Here is a 14,266-nt window from a genome sequence, read left to right on the forward strand (position 1 = left end):
GGCTATCGCCTCTTTCTCAATTCTCGGTAGCGGCCTGGGCGACGATCGGCGCCTTGGCAGCGGCGTCGACGACATTGGCCGGTTCCGGGCTCGCCGCACCGGCCGTGTCAGCGCCCGGGTTCGTGATCGGCGAATTCTGCGTCGCGTCCGAAGAGGTCGGTGCGACCGCACCCGGCATCGTGCCACCCTTCGAGCTGACCCAGGCGGCGAACTGCGCCGGCGAGACGACCTCGACTGCGATCGGCATGTAGGCATGGCGGGCGCCGCAAAGCTCGTAGCACTGGCCGTAATAGACGCCCGGCTTGTCGACCTTGAACCAGGTCTCGTTGAGGCGACCCGGCACGGCGTCCATCTTCACCCAGAAAGCGGGAACGCCGAACGAGTGAATGACGTCGTTGGAAGTGACGATCACCTTCACGGTCGCGCCGGCCGGAACGACCATGCGCTCGTCGACCGCGAGCAGGCGGGGCTCGCCGCGCGCGGCGGCGTCCTCGTCCGACAGGCCGTTCGAGACGATCTCGAAGTCGCCGTTATCCGGATACTGGTAGGTCCAATACCACTGGTTGCCGATCACCTTGACGGTGAGGTCGGCCTTGGGCGGCGAATATTGGTTGGCGAGCAGCCGGATCGACGGCACCGCGATGATGACGAGGATGATGACCGGAACGAGCGTCCAGATCACCTCGATCAAAGTGTTGTGCGTGGTCCGCGACGGAACCGGATTGGCCGCCCGGCGGTAGCGAATGATCACGTAGATCATCAGCAGCAGGACGAAGATCGTGATCACCGTGATCGTCGGCAGCAGCACCATATCGTGGAACCAGGCCGCTTCCTCGCCGATCGGCGTGAACTGGTCCTGGAGGCCCATGCGACCGTCGGGCTGGCCGACGCCCGGGATCGGGGCGGCGCGGCTGGCAAGCTCGGCGGACTGGGCGACGGTGGCATCGCTCGGGGCTTCGCCGCCGCTCGCGAGCTGGGGCGGCGACATTTCCTGCGGCTGCGCCGGCAGCTCGGCCTGGGGCTGAGCCGGAAGCTCCGCCTTCGGCTGCGCGGTTACGGTGTCCTGCGCGAACGCCGCGGCAGGCGAAAGGCCGAGCGCAACGGCGACGGCAAGTGTCTTTATCAGAGTCTTCATCTAAACCCCTTGGGCCCGTCCGGGAGGATCGGGATGGATTCGGTCGCGAGTAGGTAAATCGCGGCGCTTATAGGTGGGGTATGCGCGCGCCTCAACCCCGACGAAGTTTTTACGGTAGCTTGATGCGCGGTGAACGGCAGCCTATCTGGCGACAAGCCCTATCAAGGACCGGACAAGAGCATGAGTGAAGACGAGATTCTGGCGGAATTCCGCGCCGCGGACGCGTTGCTGGAGGGGCATTTCATCCTCTCCTCCGGTCTTCACAGCCCTCGCTATCTGCAGTGCGCGCGCGTTCTCGCCGATCCGATGCGTGCCGCCCGGCTCGCCTCCGCGCTCGCCGCAACGATGCCGCGCGACATCCGCTCGGCCATCGAGATCGTCGTCTCCCCGGCCATGGGCGGCGTCATCGCCGGCCACGAAATGGGCCGGGCGCTGGGCGTCGAGGCGATCTTCGTCGAACGCCCGACCGGCACGTTCGAGCTGCGCCGCGGCTTCCGGCTGAAGCCGGGCCAGAAGGTGCTGCTGATGGAGGATGTGGTGACAACCGGCCTCAGTTCGCGCGAAGCGATGAAGGCGGTCGAGGAAGCCGGCGGCGAAGTCATCGCCGCGGCGGCTTTGGTCGATCGCTCGAGCGGCACGGCCGATTTCGGCGTGCCCTTCTTCCCGCTGGTCAGCATCGCGGTGCCGACCTTCGAGCCCGACCAACTGCCGCCCGAGCTCGCCGGCATTCCGGCCGAGAAGCCCGGGAGCCGGAAGGCGGCGTGACCGGCGCGATCCGCCTCGGCGTCAATATCGACCATGTGGCGACGATCAGGAACGCGCGTGGCGGAGAGCATCCCGATCCCGTCCGCGCAGCCTTCGCCGCCGCCGCCGCCGGAGCCGACGGCATCACCGCGCACCTCCGCGAGGACAGGCGCCACATCACCGACGCCGACATCGACCGACTGATGGCGCGGCTGGAGATTCCGCTGAACCTCGAAATGGCGGCGACGCCCGAAATGCTCGAGATCGCGCTCCGCCACCGCCCGCACGCGGCCTGTATCGTCCCCGAGAAGCGCGAGGAGCGCACCACCGAGGGCGGGCTCGACGCCGCCGGCCACCTCGACACGCTCGCGCCGATGGTGACGCAACTGGGCGAGGCCGGCATCCGCGTCAGCCTCTTCATCGAGCCCGACCCGGCCCAGGTCGAGGCGGCGATCCGGTTGAAGGCGCCGGTGGTCGAGTTCCACACCGGCCGCTACGCCCACCGCCAGGGGGCCGCGCGCGCCGAGGAATTGCGCCGCATCGCCGACGCCGCGGCGCTGGCCGTCAAGAACGGCATCGAGCCCCACGCCGGCCACGGCCTCACCTTCGACAATGTCGCCCCGGTCGCCGCCATCCCGCAGATCGTCGAGCTCAACATCGGCCATTTCCTGATCGGCGAGGCGATCTTCACCGGGCTTGAGGAAAGCGTGACGCGCATGCGCGCGCTGATGAACGAGGCGCGCGGGTGATCGTCGGCATCGGCTCCGACCTCTGCAACATCGAACGGATCCAGAATTCGCTCGACCGCTTCGGCGAGCGTTTCATCGCCCGCGTCTTCACCGACATCGAGCGCGCCAAGGCCGAGGGGCGGCCGTTCACCCGCGCCGGCACCTACGCCAAGCGCTTCGCCGCCAAGGAGGCTTTCTCCAAGGCGGTCGGCACCGGCTTCAAGCGCGGCGTGTTCATGAAGGATATAGGCGTCGTGAACCAAGCTTCCGGCGCACCTACGCTCGCCCTCACCGGCGGCGCCAAAGAGAGACTTGACGCAATCATGCCGGAAGGCCACGCCGCTGTTGTTCATTTGACGATGACCGACGATCATCCCTGGGCCCAGGCGTTCGTCATCATCACCGCCGTTCGGAAGGAATCCCTGAGGTGAACGCCACCGATCCGGCAATCGCGAAAGAAACCGAAGAGACCATGGCGACGAAAAAGGGCGGCACCGACTGGTGGGGCGAGGTGAAGGCCATCTTCTGGCTGGTACTGGCCGTGCTCGCGTTCCACAGCTTCATCGCCAAGCCCTTCTACATTCCGTCGGAATCGATGATGCCGGTGCTGCTGAAGGGCGACCGGCTGGTGGTGACCAAATATCCCTATGGCTGGTCGTGGGTGAGCCCCAGCTTCCACATCATGCCGCCGACCGAGGGGCGCCTGTTCGGCTCGCTGCCCGAGCGCGGCGACATCGTCATCGTCACCCCGCCGGGCCAGAAGGCCGATTATATCAAGCGCGTCATCGGCCTCCCCGGCGACACGCTCGAGATGATCGACGGCCAGCTCATTATCAACGGCAAACCGGTGAAGCGCGAGGCGCGGCCGGCGACGGTGATCCCGATCGACGAGAACGTCCCCTGCTTCCCCGACGAGTTCGCGGACGCCCGCGTCACCGCCGCGAACGGCGAGGCTTTCTGCCGGCTTCCGGTCTTCCGCGAGACGCTGCCCAACGGCGTCTATTACGACACGATCGACCTCGGCTATTCGCCGGTCGACGATTTCGCCAAGATCACCATTCCCGCCGATCACGTCTTCCTGATGGGCGACAATCGCGACAAATCGGCCGACAGCCGCGTCGACCTCGCCCAGCAGGGCCTCGGCGGCCCCGTGCCGGTCGAGAATATCGGCGGCCGCGCCGAGTTCATCACCTTCTCGCTCGACGGCTCGTCGGAATATCTCAACCCGATCAGCTGGTTCACCGCCCTGCGCGGCGGCCGAGCGGGCACCTCGCTCCAGCCCGAGAAGGTCGCCCAGTGAGCGAGGCGGCCGAGCCCCACGTCGAGAAAAGGGGCCCGACCGAATTCCGCGATCCGCTCGTCCGCGACGAGCTCAAGAAGGCGAGCGTGTGGCTGGGCCTCGCGGTCGGCATCTACCTCGTCGCCTTGCTCGCCCAGCCGCTGCTGCTGATCTTCGCCGGCATCGTCTTCGCCTCGATGCTCGACGGCGGCACCCGTCTGCTCGGCCGGGTCCTGCCGATCCCACGCGGCTGGCGCCTGTTGATGGTGACGCTGGCGGGCGTCGGCTTCATCGTCTGGACCTTCGTGTTCGCCGGCTGGGAGCTGGTCGCGCAGGCCGAGGAGCTGCGCGAGACCGTCACGCGCCAGGCCAACCGCGTCCTTGCTTGGGCTAATCGGCTCGGCCTCGTCCAGGGCGGCGTGCAGATCGACCAGCTCAGCCAGCAGATCATGGGAACGCTCGGCCGTCTCACCTCGGCGGTCGGCAGCGCCGTCGGCGCGGTCACTTCGATGATCATGATCTTCGTGATCGGCATCTTCCTCGCCGCCGAGCCGCGCATCTACGAGCGCGGCGTCGCCTGGATGCTGCCGATGCGCAACCGCGACGGCTTTTACCGCACCGCCGCCCAGATGGGCTTCACGCTGCGCCGCCTGATGGCCGGTCGCCTGATCGGAATGGCCGTCGAAGGCGTCGGCACATGGCTCCTGCTCTGGGTCGGCGGCGTGCCGATGGCCGCCTTGCTCGGCATCCTCACCGGCCTGCTCGCCTTCATCCCCAATATCGGCGCGATCATTTCGGGCGTGCTGATCATCCTCGCTGGCTTCAGCCAGGGCGTCGACGCCGGCCTGTGGGCGATCGGCGTCTATCTGGTGGTGCAGACCGTCGACGGCTACCTGATTGTCCCCTACGTCGCCCGCAAGACGGTCGACCTCGCCCCGGCCCTGGTGCTCGGCGCGCAGCTCCTGCTCGGCGCCCTGTTCGGCCTGGTCGGCCTTGCGCTTGCCGATCCGATCGTGGCGATGATCAAGGCCGCGCTCGAGCAGCGCTCCAGCGACGACGCCGATCGGGCGGCCGTGGCCGAACCATAAGAAAAGGCCCCGGCTTTGGACCGGGGCCTGCTGTAATTTTCCGATTGTCTCGGCGTTACTGCTGCGGCGGAGCGCCCATGCCGCCCATCTGCGCGGCGGCGCCCGGGGCAACGTCCACCAGCGTGACGTCGAAGTCGAGCACGGCGTCGGGCGGGATCACCCCGCCGCCGGCGCCGGCCGGGCCATAGGCCAGGTCCGAGGGGATCCAGAGGCGGTACTTCGCCCCCTTCTTCATCAGCATCAGCGCCTCGGTCCAGCCCGGGATTACGCCCGAGACGGGGAGCGGCACCGGCCCGCCCTGCTTGGCACTGGCATCGAAGACGGTCCCGTCCAGCAGGCGGCCTTCATATTCGACCAGCACCATGTCCTGGGGCCCGGGGACGATGCCCGAGCCCGGCTCGATCACCTGATATTGCAGGCCCGAGGGAGTCGTGACGACGCCGCTGCGCTTGGCGTTCGAGGCGAGGAAGGCGGCGGGGTTGCCCATCGCGACCTGGTCCTTGGTGCCCGCCCAGGCGGTGACGCCTGCGACCAGCGCCAGTCCGCCGAGCCCGATCCACAGCTTCGTGACGGAGCCCTTCTTGATCGAGCGAATCGGAACGGCGGTGACGGACATGGGAGGACCCTCGGCAGATGAAGAAACGGCGGCGATGCTATCGCCGCCGCATCGTTCGGAAGCAAGCGCCGCTTAGCGGACGCCGTCGCGCTCCATCCGCTTGCGCTCCAGCTTGCGGGCGCGGCGCACGGCGGCAGCACGCTCACGCGCGCGCTTTTCCGAGGGCTTCTCGTAATGACGACGGAGCTTCATCTCGCGATAGACGCCTTCACGCTGCAGCTTCTTCTTGAGCGCTCGCAGCGCCTGGTCGACATTATTGTCGCGAACGATGATTTGCATAAGCGGTCGTCACTCTCCGAATCAAAAAGGTTGCACGCGGTCTCATACAGCGACCGCTAAAAAGCGATAAATACCATAAAATTAGGTTCGTCGCGAGAACTCTACCCGCGCCGTCGACGGGGCCCGATACCAGCGGCGATAACGACTTTCAAGCCGTAAAGGGCCGTTCGGGGCTTCCCTTGCCGCGCGCTGCGCCGGTAAAGCAAGGCCATGTCGCGCTTCACCGTCAACGGCCAGCCCGTATCCTACCGGATGGATCCGGATACGCCCCTGCTCTGGGCCCTGCGCGACGCTTCCAACCTCACCGGCACCAAATATGGCTGCGGCACCGGCCATTGCGGCGCCTGCATCGTCCATATCGACGGCGCCGCCCGGCCGAGCTGCGTGGTCCGGATCGGCGACATCGAAGGCAGCTTCGTGACGACGATCGAGGGCCTCTCGCGCGATCGGTCCCACCCGATCCAGCAGGCGTTCGTCGCCGAATCAGTGCCGCAATGCGGCTATTGCATTCCCGGCATGATCATGGCGGCCGCCGCCCTGATCGCCAAGAATGCGAATCCGACCGATGCCGACATGGACGCCGCGATCACGAATCTGTGCCGCTGCGGCGTCTATCCCCGAATCCGCGGCGCGATTCGCCGCGCCGCCCGCGCCAAGGCCGGGCAGGAGCAGATCTCGGCCGCCCCGCCGCCCGGAATCGATCCCGCCGACGCCGCTCGCCAGGTGCCCTCGCTTCAAGCCCCCGCCGTTCGCCCCAGATCGGACTAGCCTTTCCTTTCCAAAGGCTTGCAATCGAGTTCAGCAACGGCTCATCCTGCAGGGTGCACATGTCGCGGCATAGACCGGAGGCGGCTTTTCGCCTGACCGGGGAGTTGGAGACTTCGATGCGTAGAGCGTTGATTGGACTTTTGATGGCAGCCACGATGGCGACCCCGGTCGCCGCGCAGACTGCCGAACAGCCGCGTACTGCCAAGCAGCAGCGTGCGGTCGAACATTATCAGCGGCTCGAGCAGCGCAACCAGCAGCGTTACGGCAATGCCGAGCAGCGGGCCGCGGTGCGCCAGCAGCGCGACTCTGCTAGCCAGCAGCGCACGCAGCAGGCCGTGCCGGCGCCGCAGCGCCAGCGCAGCGCAGAAGCGCAGCAGCAGCAGCGCCAGCGTGGCGCCGAAGCGCAGCAGCAGCGCCGCGGTGAACGCCAGCAGCAGGCCCAGCGCGGCCAGCGTGACGGCAACCGCATCACCACCGGCTGGACCGGGCCGCGCAACGACCCGAACCTGCGCGAGCACCAGCGCCGCTACGACCGGACGGCACGCGAGAATGCGCTGCGCTACGGTACCGCGGAGCAGCGCCGCGAGGTGAGGCAGGATCGCCGCGAAGACCGGCGCGACTGGGGCAACGATCGTCGGGGCGACCGCCGCGGCGACTGGCGCAACGGCCGCAACGATTCGGGCCGGAACTGGAACCGGAACTGGCGCAACGACAATCGCTACGACTGGCAGGGCTATCGTTATACGAACCGGAACATCTTCCGTCCCGGCCGCTATTACGCGCCCTACCGCAACTACAATTACAGCCGCTTCTCGATCGGCCTGACGCTGGGCTCGGCTTTCTATGCCGACCGCTACTGGATCAGCGATCCGTGGCAGTATCGCCTGCCGCCGGCTTATGACGGCACCCGCTGGGTCCGTTATTACGACGACGTGCTACTGGTCGATCTCTACACCGGCGAAGTGGTCGACGTGATCTACGACTTCTTCTGGTAAGAAGCCGGCACGAAGCCTGACAGCGAAGCCCGGGGCGTCCGAACGACGTCCCGGGCTTTTCGCTTGTCAACGGGCGCAGACATGAAGCAGCATCGCGCCTCCAGAACAGGGGTGTGTGCATGTTGTCTCGCTTGGCCGTCGTCCTTTCGCTCGCAATTTCAGCCACTCCCGCCGCCGCCGAGACCGTGGTCGTCCACGCCGGGCGGCTGATCGCAGACCCCGCGAAGCCGGCTTCGGGGCCTTCGACCATCACCATCGTCGACGGTCGCATCACCGCGGTCGCTTCCGGCCTGACGCCCGCCCCGGCCGGCGCGCGCCTCGTCGACCTTTCCGGCAAGACCGTCCTCCCAGGCCTGATCGACACCCACGTCCACCTCTCCGGCGATCCAGGCGGCGATTTCTGGCGGGAGGCCGTCGACACGGACGAATATGCAACCCTGGTGGGCGCCAAGAACGCCCGCATTACGGCGCTCGCCGGTTTCACGACCGTGCGCGACTGCGGCTCGGCGCCCGAGGTCGGGTTCGCCCTGCGCCGCGCGATCGCCGAGGACAAGATTGTCGGTCCCCGCGTCGTCGCGGCCGGCGCCGGCGTCTCCATCATCGGCGGCCATGGCGATATCACCGGCTTCCGGCCCGAAGTCGTCAACGCGCTCGCGGCTGGCAATACGTGCACCGGGGCCGCCGAATGCGCCGCCCGCGTCCGCGAGGCCTCGCGCGCCGGCGCCGATTTCGTCAAGATCACCGCCACCGGCGGCGTGCTATCGCAGCAGGCCCGCGGCCTGGGCCAGCATTTCACCGACGACGAGATGAAGGCGATCGTCGACACCGCCCATTCGCTCGGCCTCAAGGTCGCGGCGCACGCCCACAGCGCGCGCGGCGTCGAGGCTGCGGCGCGCGCGGGCGTCGATTCGATCGAGCACGGCACTTTCGCCGATGCCAAGGCGATCCAGGCGATGAAGGCCTCGGGGACCGTGCTGGTCCCGACCCTGATGGCCTATACGGGCATCCGCGAGACGCTGGAGAAGGGCGGCTTCACCCCGGCGGTGGCGGCCAAGGTCCGGATGACGCTGAACGAGGTCGGCAAGGCGGCCCGCGCCGCCCGTGCGGCGGGGATTCCGGTGGTGTTCGGAACCGACTCGGCGGTGTCCGAGCACGGCCGCAATGCCGAGGAGTTTGCCCAGCTCATCGAGAAGACGGGCATGACGCCACGCGAGGCGCTCGTTTCCGCGACCACTTCCGCGGCGAAGCTGGTCGGCCTCGACGATCAGGTCGGCCGCATCGCGCCGGGCTATTCGGCCGACATCATCGCCGTCACCGGCGACCCGCTCGAGAATGTTCGCATCCTCGAAAAGGTCGATTATGTCATGGTGCGCGGCCGCACCGTCGATTGAGCCGAAAAACATGTACAAGGCCGAGATCGGATCATGGGTTCGGGACCGGCTCGGCCGCACCCCGGGTGCGCTCAAGCTCCCTGCCACCGGCCTCGACATCTTCGTCGTGCCCGGCTTCCTCGATGCGGCGGAATGCGAAGCCCTGATCGCGTTGATCGACGTCGGCCGCCAGCCCTCGCAATTGCTCGCCGATCATCCCGATCCCGAATTTCGGACCAGCGAGAGCTGCAACCTCGATCCGCGCAACCCCGCGGTGCAGGCGGTCGAAGCCAAGATCGCGGGCCTGATGGGCATCCAGCCCGCCCATGGCGAGACCATCCAGGGGCAGCGCTACGCCGTCGGGCAGCAGTTCAAGCCGCACCACGATTTCTTCTTCACCAGCGAGCCCTATTGGCCGGCACAGGAGAAGAATGGGGGCCAGCGCACCTGGACCGCGATGGTGTTCCTCAACAAGCCCGAGGCGGGCGGCCAGACCTTCTTTCCCAAGGCCGGCATCAAGGTGGCGCCGCGCCGCGGCAACCTCCTCGCCTGGAACAACCTCGATCCCGCAGGCGAGCCCAACGACCTTTCGGTCCACCAGGGCATGCCGGTCGAGGCCGGCGTGAAATATATCATCACGAAATGGTATCGCGAGCGCCCCTGGACGTGACCGCCCGCCTTTCTGGTTGCTGACCGACGCATTCGAGCACGGTTCAGTTCGTCCCTGTCACAAGCGGCTCATGTCGGCAGGGCCCCGGATGGTTCGAGGCTATGACCGACGCGTGAGAGTCCGTGTCATGCGTAAACTGATCATCATGGGCCTGATGGCCGCCACCGTCCTTCCCGCCGCTGCCCCGGCAGCGGCCCAGTCCCGCGCCGAGATCCAGCGCGACCGCCGCGACGTGCGCGAGGAGCAGCGCGATCTGCGCCAGGCGCAGCGCAGTGGCGATCGCCACGACATCCGCAGGGAGCGTCGCGACGTGCGCGAGGCGCGCCGCGAACTGCGCGAGGACCGGCAGGATCGCCGCGACTGGCGCCAGTATCGCCAGGGCAATCGCCAGCTCTATGCGCGCGGCCACTTTCGCTCGCCCTTCGCCTACCGGACCTTCCGTCCGGGGCTGGCGATCGGGAACGGCTATTACGGCTCGCGCTACGTGATCGCCGACCCCTATCGCTACCGCCTGCCGGCCGCGCGCCCGGGCCTGCGCTGGGTGCGGCATTATGACGACGTCCTGCTGGTCGACGTCCGCCGCGGCCGGGTCGTCGAGGTGATCCGCAACTTCTTCTGGTAACGGCTCATCTCGCCCAGCGAGTGAAGGCGGCCCAGGGCGATGCTCCGGGCCGTTTTTCGTTGCGGCGCTCGCTTGCCCGGCCCCGGCGCGCGTATTAGAAGGACAACACACAATCGGGAAGGATATCAATGACCTCGAAAGCGCCCCTGCTCGCGGCGACCGCGTGCATCTTGCTGCTCGCCGCCTGCGCCACCACCGATACGGCGCCCGCGCGGGACGCCGCTCCGGCACCCGCTGCCACATCCGCGGCCAGCCAGGCGAGCGCTTCCGAGCAATTGCACGCTCTGTTCAAGCAGAGCGACGAGGACAATCTCCGCCGCAATCCGATCAATGCCCTGTTCCGCGGCGACATGCGCTACGCCGACCAGCTCGGCGACGGCATCACCGACGCTTATTACAATGCCGAACGCGCGGCCGGCGAGAAGGAGCTGGCGCAGCTCGCGGCCATCGATCGCAGCGCACTCAACCCCACCGACCAGATCGCCTACGACGTCTTCCGCTCGCAGACCGAGATGGGCCTGCGCGCGCTCGCTCCGGACATGCTGGCGCTGACCGCGGTGCGGCCGATCGACCATTTCTTCGGCTTCCACACCTTCTATCCCGATCTCGCCTCGGGCCAGGGCGCGGCGCCCTTCAAGACGGTCAAGGACTATGAGGACAACCTCAAGCGCCACCACCAATATCCGGTGCTGATCGACCGCGCGATCGGCCGCTTCCGCGAGGGCATGCAGTCCGGCGTGGTCCAGCCCAAGCTGGTCGTCCAGAACATGGTCGACCAGCTCAACCTGCAGCTCAACCAGGGCGTCGAGGGCTCGACCTTCTACGGCCCGGTCAAGAAATTCCCCGACGGGATGTCCGCCGCCGATCAGGCGCGGCTGCGCGCGGCCCATGCCGCCGTCATCCGCGACGAGATCCGGCCGGCGCTGACGCGCCTGCGCGACTTTCTGAAGAACGAATATCTGCCGGTGTCGCGCGACGGCGTGGGTCTCGTCCACATGAAGGGCGGCCCGGCGCTCTACAATTTCCTGATCGAGCAGAATACGACGCTGCCGCTCACCGCCGACTATGTCCACAATCTCGGCCTCAGCGAGGTCGCCCGCATCCGCGGCGAAATGGAGACGATCAAGAACAAGGTCGGCTTCAAGGGGACGCTGGCGCAATTCTTCGAGCACATCCGCACCGACCCGAAGTTCAAGCCCGCGTCCAAGGAGTGGATGACCGCCCGCTATTACGAGATCGGCAAGACCGTCGATTCGCGGATCGGCAAGCTCTTCTCGACCCTGCCCAAGACCGCGCTCGAGATCCGGCCGGTGCCGGATTATCGCGAGAAGACCGATGCCGGCGGCTCGTACCAGTCGGGCACGCCGGACGGATCGCGCCCGGGCGTCTTCTACTACAACACCTACGATCTGCCGTCGCGGACGACGCCGGGGATGGAAACGCTCTACCTGCACGAGGGCGCGCCGGGGCACCATTTCCAGATCAGCCTCGCCCAGGAGAATGAGGCGCTGCCCAATTTCATGCGGTTCGGCGGCAACACCGCCTTCTCCGAGGGCTGGGGCCTCTACGCCGAGACCCTGTGGGACGAGCTCGGCATGGAAACCGACCCCTACCAGCGTTTCGGCGGCCTCGACGACGAGATGCTGCGCGCGATGCGGCTGGTGGTCGACAGCGGCATCCACGCCAAGGGCTGGACCCGCGATCAGGCGATCAAATACATGCTCGACAACAGTTCGATGGGCAAAACCGACGCCACCGCCGAGGTGGAGCGCTACATCGCGATTCCGGGCCAGGCGCTCGCCTACAAGATGGGCCAGCTCAAGATCCTCGAGCTGCGCGCCCGCGCCGAGAAGGCGCTCGGGCCCAAGTTCGATATCCGCGAGTTCCACGAGCGGGTGCTGATGACCGGCGCGCTGCCGCTCACCGCGCTGGAAAAGAAGATCGACGACTGGATCGCGACCAAGCAGGCCTGATCCCTTGAAGCGCCGCTCCCGCCCGGGAGCGGCGCCCTCCCTTCGAAAGGTTCGCAGACATGAAGACCCTCGGCTTGCTCCTGTGCGGTGCCGCCACTTTGCTCGCCGGTTGCGCGCAGACCCCCGCAACCGTCGCACCCGCCACGGCCGCCGCCGCGGAGAGCCCGTCGCAGGCGCTCGCCGCTTTGTTCGCCGCGAGCGACCAGGGCAATCTCGAGCGCAACCCGGTCGCCGGCCTCTACCGCGGCGACATGCGCTATGCCGACCGCTACGGCGACTATGTCAGCGACGCTTATTATGACGCCGAGCGCAAGGCGGCGCGCAGCGAGCTTGCCGCGCTCGCCCGCATCGATCGCGAGGCGCTCTCGCCCAGCGAGCGGGTCTCCTACGACGTGTTCAAATGGCAGCGCGAGATCGACCTGCGCGGGCTCGAAGGCGAGATCTTCCTCGCCAGCGCGGTCCGGCCGATCGATCATTTCCGCGGCTTCCACGCCAATTTCGCAGAATTGAGCTCGGGCGAGGGCGTCGCGCCCTACAAGACGGTCGCCGATTATGAGAACGGCCTGAAGCGCGTGCCCGATTTCGTGCGCATGGTCGACGGATCGATCGCGCGGATGAAACAGGGCATCGCCGCCGGCATCGTCCAGCCGAAGCTGGTGATGGACAATGTCGTCGAACAACTCGACGCGATGCTCGTCGAGGGCGTCGAGGGCAGCAGCTTCTACCGCCCCGCCGCCAACTTCCCGGCCGAGATCCCTGCCGCCGGCCAGGCCCGGCTCAAGGCCGCTTATGCCGCGACGATCCGCGACGACATCCGGCCGGCGCTGACCCGGCTGCGCGACTTCATCAAGACGGACTATCTGCCGCAGGCCCGCACGAGCGTCGGCCTCGGCGACATGAAAAGCGGGCCCGCGCTCTATTCCTATCTGGTCGAGACCAGCACCACGACCAAGATGACACCCGACCAGATCCACAGGATCGGGCTCGACAACGTCGCCTTGATCCATGCCGAAATGGAGGAGGTGAAGGCGCAGGTCGGCTTCAAAGGCACCCTCAAGGAATTCTTCGAGCACATCCGCACCGATCCGAAATTCAAGCCGGCCTCGCGCGAGGCGCTGCAGCAGGGCTATGTCGCGATCGGCAAGCGCCTCGACGCTACTCTGCCCAGGCTCTTCTCGACTTTGCCCAGGGCGCCGCTCGAGATCCGCCCCGTGCCCGCCCTCACCGAGAAGGGCGCCGCCCGCGGCTCCTACAATCCCGGTACGCCGGACGGATCGCGGCCCGGCGTCTTCTATTTCAACGCCTACGATCTGCCGTCGCGCACCACGCCCGGCATGGAGACGCTCTATCTCCACGAAGGCGCGCCCGGACACCATTTCCAGATCAGCCTCGCGCAGGAGAATGAAGCGCTGCCCAACTTCCAGCGTTTCGGCGGCAACACCGCCTATGTCGAAGGCTGGGGCCTCTATGCCGAGACTTTAGGCAAGGAACTCGGCGTCTACACCGATCCCTACCAATATTTCGGCTATCTCGATTCGCAGCTGTTCCGCGCGATACGGCTGGTCGTCGACACCGGCATCCATTCCAAGGGCTGGAGCCGCGACCAGACGATCCGGTATATCCTCGACAACAGCTCGCGCGGCCGCAGCAACGCTACCGCCGAGACCGAGCGCTACATCGCGATGCCAGGCCAGGCGCTGGCCTACAAGATCGGCCAGCTCAAGATCAGCGAGCTGCGCGCCCGCGCGGAGCAGGCGCTTGGGCCTCGTTTCGATATTCGCGAATTCCACGAGCAGGTGCTTGGCACCGGCGCGCTGCCGCTGGCGGTGCTGGAGACCAAGATCGACGACTGGATCGCCAGCAAGCGCGGCTAACCACCCTTGGCCGCGCCGCGCCAGAGGCGGCGACGCGGCCGATGCGGTGCAGAGCGCCGATCATCAGTCCGAAAGGGGTGGACCGCAGCGGGAAACGCGCGACCGCGCCCGCGGTTGCCATACGA

Annotated in this window: 15 protein-coding genes; 12 read left to right on the plus strand and 3 right to left on the minus strand. The window is 67.1% G+C overall.

Going from position 1 to position 14,266, the window contains the following annotated elements:
- Positions 1-16 precede the first annotated feature (16 nt).
- On the minus strand, positions 17-1,135 hold the full coding sequence (gene coxB, locus SH591_RS08280) for a cytochrome c oxidase subunit II (RefSeq protein ID WP_324751303.1): 1,119 nt from the start codon (positions 1,133-1,135) through the stop codon (positions 17-19).
- 180 nt (positions 1,136-1,315) lie between these two features.
- Here coxB and pyrE point away from each other — a divergent pair, with 180 nt between their 5' ends.
- The 5 genes from pyrE to SH591_RS08305 are packed head-to-tail and all read left to right on the plus strand — an operon-like array spanning position 1,316 to position 4,974.
- Positions 1,316-1,900, plus strand: a complete 585-nt coding sequence (gene pyrE / locus SH591_RS08285; protein WP_322831622.1) for an orotate phosphoribosyltransferase — start codon at positions 1,316-1,318, stop codon at positions 1,898-1,900.
- Positions 1,897-2,628: a pyridoxine 5'-phosphate synthase gene (locus SH591_RS08290; RefSeq protein ID WP_324751304.1), complete on the plus strand. Its 732-nt coding sequence runs from the start codon at positions 1,897-1,899 to the stop codon at positions 2,626-2,628. Before pyrE ends, SH591_RS08290 begins: the two co-directional genes overlap by 4 nt.
- Positions 2,625-3,038, plus strand: a complete 414-nt coding sequence (acpS, locus tag SH591_RS08295) for a holo-ACP synthase (RefSeq protein ID WP_324751305.1) — start codon at positions 2,625-2,627, stop codon at positions 3,036-3,038. The genes SH591_RS08290 and acpS overlap by 4 nt, the downstream gene beginning before the upstream one ends.
- 41 nt (positions 3,039-3,079) lie before the next feature.
- Complete coding sequence (gene lepB / locus SH591_RS08300) at positions 3,080-3,907, plus strand: signal peptidase I (protein WP_324751357.1); 828 nt, start codon at positions 3,080-3,082, stop codon at positions 3,905-3,907.
- Positions 3,904-4,974, plus strand: a complete 1,071-nt coding sequence (locus SH591_RS08305) for an AI-2E family transporter (protein WP_324748720.1) — start codon at positions 3,904-3,906, stop codon at positions 4,972-4,974. Before lepB ends, SH591_RS08305 begins: the two co-directional genes overlap by 4 nt.
- Positions 4,975-5,029: 55 nt before the next feature.
- Here SH591_RS08305 and SH591_RS08310 read toward each other — a convergent pair whose 3' ends face one another.
- Together SH591_RS08310 and rpsU are read right to left on the minus strand one after the other, a co-directional pair.
- The gene (locus SH591_RS08310; RefSeq protein ID WP_324748721.1) at positions 5,030-5,590 is read right to left on the minus strand and encodes an FKBP-type peptidyl-prolyl cis-trans isomerase; all 561 of its coding nucleotides are present in this window, start codon (positions 5,588-5,590) and stop codon (positions 5,030-5,032) included.
- Positions 5,591-5,662: 72 nt separating this feature from the next.
- The gene (gene rpsU, locus SH591_RS08315) at positions 5,663-5,869 is read right to left on the minus strand and encodes a 30S ribosomal protein S21 (protein ID WP_106640311.1); all 207 of its coding nucleotides are present in this window, start codon (positions 5,867-5,869) and stop codon (positions 5,663-5,665) included.
- A gap of 210 nt (positions 5,870-6,079) precedes the next feature.
- Between rpsU and SH591_RS08320 the strand changes: the two genes are divergently transcribed.
- The 7 genes from SH591_RS08320 to SH591_RS08350 all read left to right on the plus strand — a co-directional run bounded on the left by SH591_RS08320 (position 6,080) and on the right by SH591_RS08350 (position 14,141).
- The gene (locus SH591_RS08320) at positions 6,080-6,637 is read left to right on the plus strand and encodes a (2Fe-2S)-binding protein (RefSeq protein WP_324748722.1); all 558 of its coding nucleotides are present in this window, start codon (positions 6,080-6,082) and stop codon (positions 6,635-6,637) included.
- Positions 6,638-6,780: 143 nt separating this feature from the next.
- Positions 6,781-7,632, plus strand: coding sequence for an RcnB family protein (locus tag SH591_RS08325; RefSeq protein WP_324748723.1), 852 nt, complete (start codon positions 6,781-6,783; stop codon positions 7,630-7,632).
- A 119-nt stretch (positions 7,633-7,751) separates the two neighbouring features.
- Positions 7,752-9,023: a metal-dependent hydrolase family protein gene (locus tag SH591_RS08330; RefSeq protein ID WP_324748724.1), complete on the plus strand. Its 1,272-nt coding sequence runs from the start codon at positions 7,752-7,754 to the stop codon at positions 9,021-9,023.
- Between the two features lie 10 nt (positions 9,024-9,033).
- Entirely contained in the window at positions 9,034-9,672 is a 639-nt protein-coding gene (locus SH591_RS08335; protein WP_324748725.1) for a prolyl hydroxylase family protein, read from the plus strand.
- Between the two features lie 127 nt (positions 9,673-9,799).
- On the plus strand, positions 9,800-10,294 hold the full coding sequence (locus SH591_RS08340; RefSeq protein WP_322831082.1) for a DUF1090 family protein: 495 nt from the start codon (positions 9,800-9,802) through the stop codon (positions 10,292-10,294).
- Between the two features lie 128 nt (positions 10,295-10,422).
- The gene (locus tag SH591_RS08345) at positions 10,423-12,267 is read left to right on the plus strand and encodes a DUF885 domain-containing protein (RefSeq protein ID WP_324748726.1); all 1,845 of its coding nucleotides are present in this window, start codon (positions 10,423-10,425) and stop codon (positions 12,265-12,267) included.
- A gap of 59 nt (positions 12,268-12,326) precedes the next feature.
- Positions 12,327-14,141 carry a DUF885 domain-containing protein gene (locus SH591_RS08350; protein ID WP_324748727.1) on the plus strand — a complete coding sequence of 605 codons (1,815 nt, stop codon included), beginning with the start codon at positions 12,327-12,329 and terminating at the stop codon, positions 14,139-14,141.
- Positions 14,142-14,266 lie beyond the last annotated feature (125 nt).

Origin of the sequence: Sphingomonas sp. LY54, from assembly GCF_035594035.1 — a bacterium.
Classification (GTDB): Bacteria; Pseudomonadota; Alphaproteobacteria; order Sphingomonadales; family Sphingomonadaceae; genus Allosphingosinicella.